We start from the raw sequence: 13793 nt of genomic DNA, 5'->3' as shown, positions 1-13793 counted from the left end.
GCAAAGGTCTCGGTCTGGCAAATGCTGGCCGAGTATCCAAGCTGGCAGCTATTCCCGTCGCGTGTCCATGTTTTTTGTTTTACCCGCTTGCTGATGCCGCACTCTAAATAAATAGATGACATGCCTTAACTGAAATATTGACATATTTACACAGCTTAAATTAAAGTCAAACGCGCTTGAATACGGCTGCAAGCCGGTTGTGGCGGCTTTCCGAAACACTGGCCCGCGTCAAGCCCGCACATCGGATTGACTATCTTGTGCGCATTTTCTTTGTCCTCTTTCGGGATAAGGCAGCAGATGTGGACTGTGACCAAAAAGCCCGCATTAGGCGCATGGCCAACAGACCATAATCCTTTCCATCTTTTATTTTGTCCGGCGCGCTTCGCGGTCGGTTTCACACACTTTCGGGAGCCGTTATGTCCAAAACATCTTCCCCGTCGAATGGCGTTCATCCGGTAGACGAAAGACTGCCGAACGGCCAGCTTTTTGCCTTGGGTTTGCAGCACGTGCTGGTGATGTATGCCGGTGCGGTGGCCGTACCGCTGATTGTCGGGCGCGCCTTGCAGCTCTCGCCCCAAGAGGTGGCCATGCTGATTTCGGCCGACCTGTTTTGTTGCGGCATTGTTACCCTGATTCAGGCGGCCGGGGCCACGCGTTGGTTCGGCATCAAACTGCCGGTGATGATGGGCGTGACCTTTGCCGCCGTCGGCCCCATGGTGGCCATGGCCAATGTGCAGAGCGGCCCCGTGGGCGCACAATATATTTTCGGTGCCATCATCGGCGCGGGCATCTGTTCGATGCTGCTGGCTCCCTTGGTCAGCCGTATGCTGCGTTTCTTTCCGCCCGTGGTCACCGGCACCATCATCACGGTGATCGGCATCAGCCTGATGCGCGTGGGCATCAACTGGATTTTCGGCAACCCGTTCGGCCCGACTGCGCCTCAGGTGGTCAATCCCGAGCACGTCGCCTGGCTGGAAAGCGCCGCCCAAACTGCGGCCGCATCCATGCCGGAAGGTTTGAAACCGGCGCCTTCGGTCAACAATCCGCGCTATGCCCCCCTTTCCGGTATGGCCATTTCCGCCTTGGTGATGGTGGCGATTTTGCTGATTGTGAAATTTACCCGCGGTTTTTTGTCCAATATTTCCGTTTTGCTCGGCATTGTGCTGGGCTGCATCGTGGCCGCGACAACCGGTTTGATGCATTTCGACAAAGTGGCCGAAGCGCCTTGGTTCGGCATTGTGCTGCCTTTCCAGTTCGGCATGCCCATTTTTGACCCCATCATGATCGCCACCATGACCTTGGTGATGATTGTGGTGATGATTGAATCCACCGGTATGTTTCTGGCACTGGGCGAGATGACCGGCAAAGAGGTGAGCCGCGACGATCTGACCCGCGGCCTGCGCACCGACGGTTTGGGCACCTTGATCGGCGGTATTTTCAATGCCTTCCCCTATACCAGCTTCTCGCAAAACGTCGGCTTGGTGGCCGTTACCGGCGTGCGCAGCCGCTATGTGTGTATCGCCGGCGGCATCATTCTGCTGGTGTTGGGCCTGCTGCCGAAAATGAGCGCTTTGGTGGAATCCATTCCCACCGTGGTTTTGGGCGGCGCCGGTATTATCATGTTCGGCATGGTGGCCGCCACCGGCGTGCGCATTTTGGGCGCGGTGGATTTCAAAAACAACCACTACAACAGCCTGATCGTAGCCGCCTCCATCGGTATCGGCATGATTCCGCTGGTGGCTCCGAAATACGCGCAATGGCTGCCGCATTCGCTGCACCCGCTGATTGAATCGGGCATCGTACTGGCCTCCATCAGCGCCTTGCTGCTGAACGTGTTCTTTAACGGCGCCAAAGCCGACGAGCGGGAAATCATCGAAGCGGCCAAGCAGGCCGATGCGGGTTAAACCGCTACCAGTAGGTAAGCATAGGGCGGACGGCAGTGTCCGCCCTATATTTCAATCAAGATGGGTTAAATCAGTACCGAAAATACGGCCAAAATCGCAACAGGCTACCTGAAAACTGCTTTTCAGGTAGCCTGTTGTGCTGTCGTCAGCCTTACTGCCCGCCGTTGTTGCTGCGTGGATATTCGCTGGCGATGCCGTGCTGCTGCAACAGGGTTTGCAGGCGGACAATCTCCGCTTCCAGCTGCGGTTTGTTGGCCAGCAGTGCCCTGGTTGGAGCGAACACATAAGCCATTGAGCGGGCGCCGTCGCGCAGAACCACCTGCAGACGGCCGCTCGTCAGGCCAAAGTAATGGTGGCGGATAGAAAAGCGCACCTGCGCAATCTCGGCCAGTGGGTATTTTTTGCCCAAAGCGTTGTTGATCAACAGGTGGCCGTTTTCAATCACAAACGGGTCGAGATTCACGCCGTGTTTGAGGAGAAGGCGGTACGCCCCCCAGCCAATCGTGGCGCCAATCAGCAGAAGCCACACCACCATTTCGAAGGTATCGTTTTTCCGCCGGCTTTCGGCGGTGGCGATGATGTCGTGTTCGGCGGGCAGCAGCAGGCCTTCTTCTATCCAGCGATCAACGGTGTCGGTATTGGCGTGGCGCTGCTGCAGCTGTTCACGCAGCCGTTGTGGCTGTGGCACCAGATAAACGCCGCCGCCGCGGTGTTGGCTTCTTTCCAGCGTGTTGAAGTAATACACCGCCTCGCCTTTTTGCCACAAATGCCAATGCGGCTCGCCCCAGCGCTGCCAGCGGCCGGGGCCATCGTCGGCAAGGCGGGCAATTTGGGTGCGGTAGCCGGCTAGGCCGCTGCGCTGCGCCCAGTCTTCTTGCGACAGGAAGAAAATCAAATCACTGCCGTTGCTGCTCAAATAGCCGTCGTCGATTTCTTCAAAATCACGCCAAGGCAGGCGGTTGCCGGCCACTTTGCGGGCGCGGCGGCTTTCGTGGTCGTAGAAATACAGCCCCTTGGCATTGCTGAAAAACAGATGCTGGGCGTGAGAGTCGCTGCGGGAAAGCAGGCGGTAGGGCGGCCGGTCGGGGTTGAGGGCTTCGCCGTCCACAAACAGGGCGCCGCCCTGGGCGTGATAAAGCAGGTCAAAACCGCCCCGGGCTGCATAATGCAGCGTGCGCAGCGCCTCATCATCAGGCACATCCAGCAGGCGGGTTTGGTAAAACACGCGGCTGCCGTCGGTCAGATAAGGTGATGCGCGGGAATCAAGCCGTAGCGCTTCACGGCTGGCCGCCAGTGTTTGCGCTTCATAAGCGCGCGGTTCGTGACGACTGTCGATAATCGGGAAGGGTGTATGTTGCGCCTCGGCAATGGGTTCGCCGCGATAATAAAATCGGCTGCCGTCGGTGCTCAGCCACTGCGAATGCGGCAGTGCGCGGAAGGTTTTGCCAGCGTCGTCCAGCAGACGGAAAGGATAGTGATAATGGCTGATGTGCCGTCCTGCCGCGGCCTGGCGTACCGAGGCACCGATATAGCCCCAAAAGCCTGCCGAACGGCGTTCAGTGAAGTGGTCGCAGTAATAGGTACTGCGACCATCGCTGTAAAGATGGTTGCCGAGCGCCTGCACCGGCGGCTGCAAGCCCGGCAGCACTTGATGGCCGCAGAATACTTGCGTGGCATCCCAGCCAATTTGCGCATTCTCGCCGTTCAGCGCGGTGAAGCTTTCGGGGTCGGCCTCGGGCACCGGCAGCATGCCGTCGCTGGGCACCGAAACATAAATGCCGTTTGGGTGACGATAGAAATAAGAGCCGTTGACACGCTGATGGTTATGAAACCGGCTGCTGTCCAGCGAGCCGTTCTGCGGCTTGAAGAACAGGATCAGCATCGTCAGTCCCGCAAACAGCAGGGGCAGGACGAGGAGTATTCTCAGCGGGCGGACCAGGTTTCGGGTGTGGAGAGGCATGATGGCGGCGGAGCGGAGGGCGGTTTCAGGTAGCCTCGGTTGGGCTGGGCATTGGGGTTGGCTTAATCGTCGTCGCGATCGTCGCGGCCTCGTCTGCGGCGCCTGTCGTCGTCATCATCGTCATCGTCGCGGTCGCGGCGGTCGTAACGGTCATCGCGATCCCGTTCCCGGTCGTCATCGCGTTCGCGCCATTCGTCATCACGGCGGTCTTCATCGTATTCCCGTTCGTAGCGCGGTTCGTCGCGGTCTTCGCGCTCATGCCCGCCCATCCAGCCGCAGGCGGAAAGGACGGTGCAGAGGCCCATCAGGCAGAGTAGGGGGCGCAGGGGCATGGTGTGTTCCTTGTTGAAGTGTGGCGAAGGTGGATAGCTTATACCGAAACTGTGCAGCGGCGGCAATAGCTTAGGGCGGCTTAGTGTTTGCCAGCGGGGGCGGCCGTGTGTTAGGCTGCGCATCCGCGAAAGGCAGGCTACCTGAAAGCCTTGCCCGCGGGTTTGATTGACTGAATGAAGGAAAGTTTATGTCCAAACGCACCCAAATCAATAAAGGCCCGATTCGGGACAATGCCTTAAAGGCGCTGGTGAAATCCAATCTGTTCCGGCCCAAAATCCAGAAGCCGAAAAAAGGCAAAGGCGCATACAGCCGCAAAGGCCGCCAACCGTCAGGTTTTTTGATACCCTCAAAAAACCTGATTTTTTTATGGGGCTGAGCCATGGAATGGGTGCTTTGGGTGGCGGTGGCGGCGCTGCTGTTGCTGCCGGCGGCGGCCGAGGCGGGCATGGCCTACTACACGCGGGCGCGCTGTTTTGACGATTTGGCGGCGGTGCCGCCTTGTGATTATGCGTTGGTGTTGGGCACGGCCAAATATGTGGCCGGCGGCGGTCTCAACCGCTATTACCGCCACCGCATCGAGGCGGCGGCGGCTTTGTGGCAGGCGGGCAAAGTGGGCGCGGTGGTGGTGAGCGGCAGCGGTTTGGCCGAAACGCTGAGCGAAACCGTGTGTATGCAGGCCGATTTGGTGGCCTTGGGCGTGCCGGTGGCGGCGATTTGGCAGGATCCGGCCGGTCTGCGCACGCTAGACAGCGTGTTGCGCTACCGCGCCGCTTTCGGCGGGGCAACGGTGTGCGTGGTGTCGCAGCCGTTTCATAACCGCCGCGCCTTGGTGTTGGCGCGCGCCTGCGGGGCGGCGGCGGTGGCTTATCAGGCCCGCGCGGTGGGCATTCGGGGCGGTTGGCGCGTGCAGTTGCGCGAACGCTTTGCCCGCCTGCGTTTGTGGTACGATGTGCTCGCCCGCACCCCGCCGCGGCACAGCCTGGCTGCGGTGCCGATACGGCAGTATCCGGGCGGCGATGAGTAAAACGGGCTACCTGAAACCTGGATGGGGCTTTCAGGTAGCCTGCATAGAGAAAGAAAAGTATGAATCCGATTGAAATCGAATACCGGCGAGAAAGCGGCGTGGCCACGGTGTGGCTGAACCGGCCGGACAAGAAAAACGCCGTCGGCTTTGATGCGATGCGCGCTTTGGTGGCCGCCGCCGGCAAGCTGCGCGCCGACCGCAGCGTGCGCGCGGTGGTGTTGGCCGGCCGCGGCGGCACGTTTTGCGCGGGCATTGATTTGGCCGATTTGAACAATCCGGCCAACCGCAAAACGGCGGTGTGGGAGTTGATCAAACCGGGGCGCAGCCTGTTTCAGGCGGCAGCTTTGGTGTGGCAGGATTTGCCGGTGCCGGTCTTGTGCGCGGTGGAAGGGCATTGCCTGGGCGCGGGCGTGCAGTTGGCGCTGGGGGCGGACATCCGCTTCGCCACGCCGCAGAGCCAGTGGGCGGTGTTGGAAGCGCGGTGGGGAATTGTGCCGGATATGGGCATCAGCCGCACGGCGCAAGGCGTGGTGCGCCAGGATATTCTGCGCGAGCTGACTTACAGCGGCCGTGTGTTCAGCGGCGAGCAGGCGGCGGCCTACGGCTTGGTGACGCATTTGAGCGAGCAGCCTTTGGCAGCGGCTTATGATTTGGCGGCGGAATTGGCGCAGCGTTCGCCCGATGCCCATGTGGGCGCCAAGCGCATTGTGCAGACCATGCAGCACAAGCCACTGAAAACCCTGCGCATGGAAAAGATTTGGCAGCTCAAGCTGCTGTTGGGCAAAAACCAGCGGCGGGCGGTGAAAAAAGACCGCGATCCGCACACCGAGTTTCTGCCGCGCCAGTTTGATTGAACCAAGCATCCTGTTTTTCAGGTAGCCTGTGCAGCGGTGCAGGCTACCTGAAAACATATTGGAGACTTTTGCAAAACCCCCATCTGCGGCGCATTTCTGCGTTGTGCGTTTATGCCCTATGGGTACTGCTCGCTCGCTTGCCTATCCATGTGATATGTCTGTCCCACAGGGATTCCTGACGTTCACGCTCGCTGCGCTGCTACGCCTTGAACTGCATTCACATCTGGGGGTTTTGCAAAGGTCTCATTGGGGATTTATTCCTGCGGCTCCTGCGGCGGCTGGCGGATGTCGAGCTGTTTGTCGGCCAGCCACACCAAAAACAGAATCGGCACGCCGAGGGCGGCGGTAAAGGTGAAGAAGCCGTCGTAGCCGATGTTGTCGACGATGGCGCCCGAATAGCCGCCCAGGGTTTTAGGCAGCAGGGTCATGATGGAGCTGAACAGCGCGTATTGCACGGCGGTGAAGCGGATGTTGGTCAGCGCGGAGAGGAAGGCCACGAACACAGTGCCGGCCAGGCCGGCGGCGAAGTTGTCGAAGCCGACCGCCAGATACATGACGGCGTTGTTGTGCCCCGCCCAGGCCAGCAGCACAAACAGCAGATTGGTGGCCGCCGCCAATACGGCGCCCAGCATCATCATTTTCATGATGGGGAAACGCTGCGCCAACAGGCCGCCGGCAAAGCCGCCCACAATCGACATCAGCACGCCGAAGGTTTTCACCGCATCGGCGATTTCGTCTTTACTGAAGCCCAAATCGGCATAAAACACATTGGAAATCACGCCGGCCACGATGTCGGAAATGCGGTAGAGGCCGATGAGGGCGAGCAGCAGCACCGCGCGTTTGCCGTAGCGGCGGAAAAAGTCGGCCAGTGGCTCGATCCAGGTTTGTCGCACCACGTGCGCGGGCACGATGTTGGCGGCGGTGGCCAGCCAGCCGGTACCGATGGCGGCGGCGGCGGCCGAACCCAGGCGCAGGGTTTCCAGCAGCAGGGCATTCAGCGGCGTGCTGCTTTCAGGTAGCCAGGCGCCGACGGTGCGGAAGGCGAACACAAACACGCTCACGGCCAGCACAAACATCAACAGCAGGCGCAGATTGTCGGCCGCACCGAAGCGGTGTTTGGGCGCGGCATTGCCGGCGGGCTCGCGGATCACGAGGGTGGTGAGCACGCCCAGCCCCATCACGGCGGCCATGATCCAATAGGTGTCGCGCCAGGCTTCGTATAGGTAGTGCTCTTTGGCCGAGCCGAACCAGGTGGCCAGATACAGCGAGCCGGCGCCGGCCACAATCATGCCGATGCGGTAGCCGGCGTTGTAGGTGGCGGACATCACGGATTGCAGGGCGTTGTCGTTGGGGGCGGCTTCGATGCGGTAGGCGTCGATCAGCACGTCTTGGGTGGCGGAGGAAAAACCCAGCAGCACGGCGCCGGCGGCCATAAACGCCAAGGCATTGCCCTGAGCGGGGTCCACCGCCGCCATGCAGAGAATGGCGGTGATGATGAGCAGCTGGGCCAACAACAGCCAGCCGCGGCGTTTGCCCAAGCGGCGCGACAAAATGGGCAGGGGCAGGGCGTCGATCAGCGGCGCCCACACGAATTTGAAGGAATAGCCCAAGGCGGCCCAGCTGAACATGGTCACCGTTTTGCGCTCCACCCCCGCTTCACCCAGCCACAGAGACAGGCTGGAGAAAATCAGCAGAATCGGTACGCCGGCGGAAAAGCCGAGCGCCAGCATGATCCAGGCGCGGCGGTCGGCATAATTGCGCCAAGCCTGCCGGCGCTCGGTGGGGCGGGAAACGGTTGGGCTCATGGCGGGCCTCGTGGCAAACAAAGCGGGCATTATAAACAGATGACCGCACAGGGGATAGCCGGCTTGTATTCGGGCGGGCCCTCGGTTAGCATGGCGGCAGTGTTTTCGCCGCAGCGGCCGCAGCAGCGGGCCGGGCGGGAATCGGGCTTCTTGCCGGTTGCTGCCCAGGCATATGCAAAGCGGCCGGCGAACCACATCCATCCGTTTTATCCGGACACGCCCGAACAGCCGGCGCGTGACGACTGCATTTGAGGAGGCAAAGCCATGAATATCTGTATCAACGGCCAAACCGGCGATTTCCCCGGCCGCACCTTGGCCGAACTGATTGAACTGCACCGGCCCGCCAGCCCGTTTGCGGTGGCGTTGAATACCGAATTCGTGCCCAGAAGCGCCTATGCGCACACTGTGTTGAAAGACGGCGACCGGGTGGACATTGTGCGGCCGGTGGTGGGAGGGTAACAAGTCATGCCGGCGGTGCTTTCAGGTAGCCTGCCGGCCGGCATTCTTTTTGATAGATAGGCACGGAATGCTGTTTCAGATTCAGGCTGGACCTTTGCAAAACCCCCATCTGCGGCGCATTTCTGCGTTGTGCGTTTATGCCCTATGGGACTGCTCGCTCGCTTAGCCTTGTAGATGATAGGTCTGTCCCACGGGGATTCCTGGCGCTCACGCTCGCTGTGCTGCTACGCCTTGAACTGCATCCACATCTGGGGGTTTTGCAAAGGTCTCAGGCTACCTGAAAGCCGTGCGCATGAAAAAAGCAGACCCTTTTCGGGGTCTGCTTTTTGTTCGGCCGCGGCTTAGTGGCGGAAATGGCGCACGCCGGTGAGCACCATGGCGATGCCGTGTTCGTCTGCAGCGGCAAACACTTCTTCGTCGCGCACCGAGCCGCCGGGGTGGATGATGGCTTTGATGCCTTGTTCGGCAATCACGTCCACACCGTCGCGGAAGGGGAAGAAGGCGTCGGAAGCGGCGCAGGCGCCGTTGAGGTCGAAGCCGCCGTCTTGGGCTTTGCGCGCGGCGATGCGGGTGGAATCGACGCGGCTCATCTGGCCGGCGCCGATGCCGTAGGTTTGGCCGCCTTTACCGAATACGATGGCGTTGGATTTGACGAATTTGGCCACGTTCCACACAAACAGCAAATCATGCCATTCCTGCTCGGTAGGCTGGCGTTGGGACACCACGCGCAAATCTTCGCGGCGGATGCGGTGCAGGTCGGGGGTTTGCACCAGCAGGCCGCCGCCGACGCGTTTGAGTTCGAAGCGGTTGGCGCCGGCCAAAAGCGGCACTTCCAGCACGCGCACGTTTTTCTTGGCGGCGATGATTTCTTTGGCTTTGTCGGTGAATTTGGGCGCCATCAGCACTTCGAGGAACTGGCCGGTAACGGCTTCCACGGTGTCGGCGTCCACTTCGCGGTTGAAGGCGATGATGCCGCCGAAGGCGCTGGTGGTGTCGGTGGCGAAGGCCAGTTTGTAGGCGTTGAGCGGGGTGTCGGCCACGGCCACGCCGCAGGGGTTGGCGTGTTTCACGATCACGCAGGCGGGCGCGTCGAAGGCTTTGACCGCTTCCCAAGCCGCGTCGGCATCGGCGATGTTGTTGTAAGACAGCTCTTTGCCTTGCAGTTGTTGGTAGGCGGCCAGGCTGCCGGCGGCGGGGTAGAGGTCGCGGTAGAAGGCGGCGTGTTGGTGCGGGTTTTCGCCGTAGCGCATTTCCTGCACTTTCACCCAGCTTTGGTTGAACTGGGCCGGGAATTCGCCCACATTGGGCTCGCCGGAAAGTTTGCTGTCGGCCACGCTGGTGAGGTAGTTGGAAATCATGCCGTCGTATTGGGCGGTGTGGCTGAAGGCTTTGCAGGAGAGGCGGAAGCGGGTTTGCTCGGAGAGGCTACCTGAAGCCTGTAGTTCTGCAACCACGGCGCCGAAATCGGCATTGTCGGTAACAATGGCGACGTGGCGCCAGTTTTTGGCGGCGGAGCGCACCATGGTGGGGCCGCCGATGTCGATGTTTTCAATCGCGTCTTCCAGGGTGCAGCCGGGTTTGGCGATGGTGGCGGCGAAGGGGTAGAGGTTTACGCACACCAGGTCGATGTTGCCGATGCCGTGCTCTTCCATTTTGGCCACGTGCTCGCTCAGGTCGCGGCGGCCGAGGATGCCGCCGTGGATTTTGGGGTGCAGGGTTTTCACGCGACCGTCGAGCATTTCGGGAAAGCCAGTGTAGTCGGCCACTTCGATCACGGGCACGCCGGCATCGGCCAGGAGTTTGGCGGTGCCGCCGGTGGAGAGGATTTCCACGCCCAGCGCGTGCAGGGCTTGGGCGAATTCGACGGCGCCGGTTTTGTCGGACAGGCTGATCAGGGCGCGTTGGAGAGTGGACATGGGGGTTCCTTTATTGAAAGTAAGGGTCTGACATCAGGAAAGGGTATTCGGCCAGCCAGCCATCGGCAAGGGCGGCCGTCGGGCCGTGCGGTTTCGGCCGGTGGCCGATCAGGTGCAGGGCGTTGTGGTGCAGCATGGCTTCCATGTGTTCGGGGTGTTGGTACCAGCCGATTTCTGCTTCGCCGGCCGGCACTAAGGCGAATCCGGCCTGCAGTAGGGCGCGATGCAGCTGCCGGCGTTGGTCGGCGCTGAAATGCGGCGCCGATGTGGGAATCAGCCAAAAGTCTTGCATAAGCGGCGGCAGGCTACCTGAAAGCGGGAATGGGCGTAACCGAAATGAAAGCCATGCGGTATTCGCTTGGCCGCTCAGCGTTGCCGGCGCACCCGCTCCAGCTCTTTGAGCAGCGGGAGGTAGCGTGGGTAAAGCGGGGCGATGCGGGCACGGTTGTCGGGCGTGCAGAAACGGGCGGTTTCGGCCGCGTCGTGCGATTTGGGGTAGGGCGCGAGAAAGGCCTCTTTTTCCGCGCCCCGCAAACGCAGATCGGGGCAGCGGTTGAATGCTTCATTGCTGATGCGGCTGTTGAGTTCGCCGAGGGCATACCAGGCAATGATGGCGTGCTGCCGCGTTTGCTCGTTGGATTCGGTTTCGCAGTAGCGGCTGTCGTAATACATGTCGGCCGCATCGCGCAGCACTTGGCGGCATTCGTTTTCCGTCATCGGTTTGACGAATGAAATCTCGGCGTGGGCGGCACCGGCGGCGGCCAGCAGCAGGCAGAATACGGTTTTTTTCATTTTTCGGCGGCGTAGGGGAGGGGTGTCGGCGTAGAAGCTCGGTCGGGTTTTAATCCAGCAGGCCGTGCTCCAGCAGTTTTTTGCGCAGGGTGTTGCGGTTCAGGCCCAACATGGCGGCCGCCTTGCTTTGGTTGCCGCCGCATTGCGCCATCACGCAGCGCAGCAGCGGCGGTTCGACTTGGTTCAAAACGAGCCGGTACACATCGTGGGCCGGTTCGCCGTCTAGGTGGGCGAAGTAGCGCTTGAGATTGTGTTCGATGCAGTGGGCGATGTCGTGATTCTGGCTCATGGTGTCCGGTTCTTTTTTGTAGACGGTTTTAGGCCGTGCGCCAGGCGCAGGGCCAGTATTCGAGGGCGGTACGGCCGAGGAAGTCGGCCACGGCCCGGTATTGTGCCGCCTCGCTGTCCAGCGTGTTGATGTGGCGGCGGGCGGTTTCTCCTTGCGGCAGGGCGGCCAGATACCAGCCGATGTGTTTGCGGGCGATGCGCAGGCCGGCGGTGTTGCCGTAAAAGGCATACATGGCCTGCAGGTGGCCGAGCAGGGTGTCGCAGGCTACCTGAAAGGGCAGCGGCGGCGGCAGGCTGCCGTGGGCCAGATAATGCGCCACATCGGCAAACAGCCAGGGCTGGCCTTGGGCGGCGCGGCCGATCATCACGCCGTCGGCGCCGGTTTCGGCCAGCACGCGGGCGGCTTTCTGCGGGCTGTCGATGTCGCCGTTAACCCACAGCGGAATGCCGATGTCGCGCTTGACTTCGGCAATCAGCCCGTATTCGGCTTGGCCTTTATACATCTGCGTGCGCGTGCGGCCGTGCACGGCCAGGGCGGCGATGCCGGCGTCTTCGGCCAGGCGGGCGACGGTGCGGATGTTGCGGTTGTCATCGTTCCAGCCCAAACGGGTTTTCAGGGTAACCGGCACGTCCACCGCTTCCACCACGGCGTGCAGGATGTCGGCCACCAGCGCTTCGTTTTGCAGCAGGGCGCTGCCGGCGGCCACATTGCACACTTTTTTGGCCGGGCAGCCCATATTGATGTCGATCACCTGCGCTCCGCGCGCCACGTTGAGGCGGGCGGCTTCGGCCAGTTGGGCGGGGTCGCTGCCGGCAATCTGCACCGCAATGGTGCCCGGCTCGCCGCTGTGGTCGGCCCGGCTCAGGGTTTTGCGGGTGTGCTGGAGGCCGGGGTCGCTGGTCATCATTTCGCCCACCGCCCAGCCGGCGCCGAAACGGCGGGCGAGAATGCGGAAGGGTTTGTCGGTGATGCCGGCCATCGGCGCCAGCGCCACGGCGGGGGCGGCGGTGTAGGGGCCGATTTGCATGGTGTGGGATAAGGTAAAGACGAAGAGCAGATTGTACGGTTTTTAGGCAGCTGCCGCCAAGTATTGACAAGTTTGGCTTTCAGGTAGCCTTATGATTTGTTTTTGAAAACAGGAACGGTGGGCTGAATTGCGGGCGGTTTGGTGCCAGGCGGTGGAATCTGTAAAGTTTTGTTGCGGCTGCAAAACGACGGCGGCGGGCCGGCGGCCGTTTATTTGGCATACGGATCGGCTTCGCCTTCCGGGCGGGTTTTGAAGCGTTTGTGCAGCCAGAAATACTGAGCCGGCTGTTCGCGCACGCGCGCTTCGATAAAGTCGTTCATGCGCTGGGCGTCGGCTTCTGCTGAGTCGGAGGGGAAGTGTGCCCACGCGGGGTAGAAGCGCAGGGTGACCGTGCCGTCGGTTTCGCGGGTGGGGATGGCGGGGATGACTTTGGCGCGGGTGAGCGCGGCGATGCGGCTGAGGCCGGCGATGGTGGCGGTGGGGATGCCGAAAAAGCCAACAAATACGGAATCTTTGCGGCCGAAATCCTGATCGGGCAGGTAGAGAAAGGGGGCGGGCGAGGCTTTGATCTGCTTGATGATGGCGCGCAGCCCTTCGGTGCGGCCGATGAGGAAGACATTGTTGTAGCGGTGGCGGCCTTGGAGGATTTGTTCGTCCAAGGTTTTGTTTTTCTGGTGTGAATACATGCTGATCAGCGGCACGTCTTGGTTGAGGGCGTAAACGGCCAGCTCGAAGGCGGTGAAGTGGGGGTAGAGCAGAATCACTTTTTCGCCGGCGGCCAGGGCTTGGTCGAGATGGTGTTTGTCTTGATAGCGCACCAGCGATTTGAGCCTGGCGGCGGGAGCGTACCAATACAGGCCGTATTCCAGCACCAGCTTGGCCATGTGGCGGAAGTGGCGTTTGAGCAGGCGGCGGCGTTCGGCTTCGCGCCATTCGGGAAAACACAGGCGCAGATTGATTTCGCCCACCCGGCGGCGCGGCCGCACGGCGTAATAGGCCAGTGTGCCCACGGCGTCGGCCAGTTTCTGCAGCACGGTAAAGGGCAGCAGTTGCAGGAGGTAAAGCAGGAAAACGGCGGCTTTCATGGGCGGTTGGCGCGAAGAGGAGAAGGAAGGGAAGCGGCTGATTATAAGTGCTTTGCCAGGATTTGTGGTTTTCGGCATAATCCGCGCTTTGCATATTTTTGCAGAACTTGGCACGGTTTTCAGGTAGCTCTTGCCATGCGGCAGGCTAGCTGAACGGTTTGCGCCGTTCCCGACCGGGGCGGCTGTTTTGAACGGGCAGGAAGCAAAGGAGAAAAGAAAATATGTTCCGCCAACTGACTTTATTGAGCGTGCGCTTGGTGCAGCAATGGCTGCCCTCGCCGTTTGTTTTTTGTATTCTGCTGACGCTGGTGGTGTATGCCGCGGCGGTGGCGCTGACCGGCTAAG

At 61.1% G+C, this 13793-nt stretch carries 15 protein-coding genes and 2 pseudogenes; 8 read left to right on the top strand and 9 right to left on the bottom strand.

Features of this window, described 5'->3' with window-relative positions; translation table 11 throughout:
- Positions 1-416: 416 nt before the first annotated feature.
- Positions 417-1904 carry a nucleobase:cation symporter-2 family protein gene (locus tag H3L94_RS09760; protein WP_182121862.1) on the top strand — a complete coding sequence of 496 codons (1488 nt, stop codon included), beginning with the start codon at positions 417-419 and terminating at the stop codon, positions 1902-1904.
- A gap of 151 nt (positions 1905-2055) precedes the next feature.
- Here H3L94_RS09760 and H3L94_RS09755 read toward each other — a convergent pair whose 3' ends face one another.
- Both H3L94_RS09755 and H3L94_RS09750 read right to left on the bottom strand, forming a co-directional pair.
- Complete coding sequence (locus tag H3L94_RS09755) at positions 2056-3786, bottom strand: DKNYY domain-containing protein (protein ID WP_182121861.1); 1731 nt, start codon at positions 3784-3786, stop codon at positions 2056-2058.
- Positions 3787-3926: 140 nt separating this feature from the next.
- A complete protein-coding gene (locus H3L94_RS09750; protein ID WP_182121860.1) occupies positions 3927-4196 on the bottom strand; it encodes a hypothetical protein in 270 nt (89 codons plus the stop codon).
- A gap of 188 nt (positions 4197-4384) precedes the next feature.
- Here H3L94_RS09750 and H3L94_RS09745 point away from each other — a divergent pair, with 188 nt between their 5' ends.
- From H3L94_RS09745 to H3L94_RS12640, 4 genes and pseudogenes are all read left to right on the top strand, one after another.
- Positions 4385-4573 carry a ribosome alternative rescue factor ArfA gene (locus tag H3L94_RS09745; RefSeq protein WP_009118874.1) on the top strand — a complete coding sequence of 63 codons (189 nt, stop codon included), beginning with the start codon at positions 4385-4387 and terminating at the stop codon, positions 4571-4573.
- Between the two features lie 3 nt (positions 4574-4576).
- Entirely contained in the window at positions 4577-5221 is a 645-nt protein-coding gene (locus H3L94_RS09740; protein WP_182121859.1) for a SanA/YdcF family protein, read from the top strand.
- A 59-nt stretch (positions 5222-5280) separates the two neighbouring features.
- The gene (locus H3L94_RS09735; protein WP_182121858.1) at positions 5281-6075 is read left to right on the top strand and encodes a crotonase/enoyl-CoA hydratase family protein; all 795 of its coding nucleotides are present in this window, start codon (positions 5281-5283) and stop codon (positions 6073-6075) included.
- A 68-nt stretch (positions 6076-6143) separates the two neighbouring features.
- A pseudogene (locus tag H3L94_RS12640) lies at positions 6144-6424 on the top strand (hypothetical protein).
- Here H3L94_RS12640 and H3L94_RS09730 read toward each other — a convergent pair.
- Entirely contained in the window at positions 6330-7880 is a 1551-nt protein-coding gene (locus H3L94_RS09730; protein WP_182121857.1) for an AmpG family muropeptide MFS transporter, read from the bottom strand. The pseudogene H3L94_RS12640 and the gene H3L94_RS09730 sit on opposite strands and share 95 nt — an antisense overlap.
- Positions 7881-8144: 264 nt before the next feature.
- Between H3L94_RS09730 and thiS the strand changes: the two genes are divergently transcribed.
- A complete protein-coding gene (gene thiS / locus H3L94_RS09725) occupies positions 8145-8339 on the top strand; it encodes a sulfur carrier protein ThiS (RefSeq protein WP_009118869.1) in 195 nt (64 codons plus the stop codon).
- A gap of 94 nt (positions 8340-8433) precedes the next feature.
- Positions 8434-8620 (top strand): annotated as a pseudogene (locus H3L94_RS12635) (ATP-dependent exonuclease).
- A gap of 60 nt (positions 8621-8680) precedes the next feature.
- On the opposite strand, the gene purH reads toward H3L94_RS12635, so the two are convergent.
- The 6 genes from purH to H3L94_RS09695 all read right to left on the bottom strand — a co-directional run bounded on the left by purH (position 8681) and on the right by H3L94_RS09695 (position 13448).
- On the bottom strand, positions 8681-10255 hold the full coding sequence (gene purH / locus H3L94_RS09720) for a bifunctional phosphoribosylaminoimidazolecarboxamide formyltransferase/IMP cyclohydrolase (RefSeq protein ID WP_182121856.1): 1575 nt from the start codon (positions 10253-10255) through the stop codon (positions 8681-8683).
- Between the two features lie 10 nt (positions 10256-10265).
- Complete coding sequence (locus H3L94_RS09715; RefSeq protein WP_182121855.1) at positions 10266-10547, bottom strand: hypothetical protein; 282 nt, start codon at positions 10545-10547, stop codon at positions 10266-10268.
- 74 nt (positions 10548-10621) lie between these two features.
- Positions 10622-11047, bottom strand: a complete 426-nt coding sequence (locus tag H3L94_RS09710) for a hypothetical protein (protein WP_182121854.1) — start codon at positions 11045-11047, stop codon at positions 10622-10624.
- A gap of 49 nt (positions 11048-11096) precedes the next feature.
- Complete coding sequence (locus tag H3L94_RS09705; RefSeq protein ID WP_009118865.1) at positions 11097-11336, bottom strand: Fis family transcriptional regulator; 240 nt, start codon at positions 11334-11336, stop codon at positions 11097-11099.
- Positions 11337-11364: 28 nt separating this feature from the next.
- Positions 11365-12363, bottom strand: a complete 999-nt coding sequence (gene dusB / locus H3L94_RS09700) for a tRNA dihydrouridine synthase DusB (RefSeq protein ID WP_182121853.1) — start codon at positions 12361-12363, stop codon at positions 11365-11367.
- Between the two features lie 209 nt (positions 12364-12572).
- A complete protein-coding gene (locus H3L94_RS09695) occupies positions 12573-13448 on the bottom strand; it encodes a lipid A biosynthesis lauroyl acyltransferase (protein ID WP_182123154.1) in 876 nt (291 codons plus the stop codon).
- A gap of 221 nt (positions 13449-13669) precedes the next feature.
- Here H3L94_RS09695 and H3L94_RS12885 point away from each other — a divergent pair, with 221 nt between their 5' ends.
- Positions 13670-13792: a TIGR00366 family protein gene (locus H3L94_RS12885; RefSeq protein WP_220457303.1), complete on the top strand. Its 123-nt coding sequence runs from the start codon at positions 13670-13672 to the stop codon at positions 13790-13792.
- Position 13793: the final 1 nt, after the last annotated feature.

The sequence above is a fragment of the Neisseria shayeganii genome, assembly GCF_014054965.1.
Lineage (GTDB): Bacteria > Pseudomonadota > Gammaproteobacteria > Burkholderiales > Neisseriaceae > Eikenella > Eikenella shayeganii.
The sequence above is the reverse complement of the archived record's forward strand: the minus strand, read 5'-3'. Positions and strand labels throughout refer to the sequence as shown.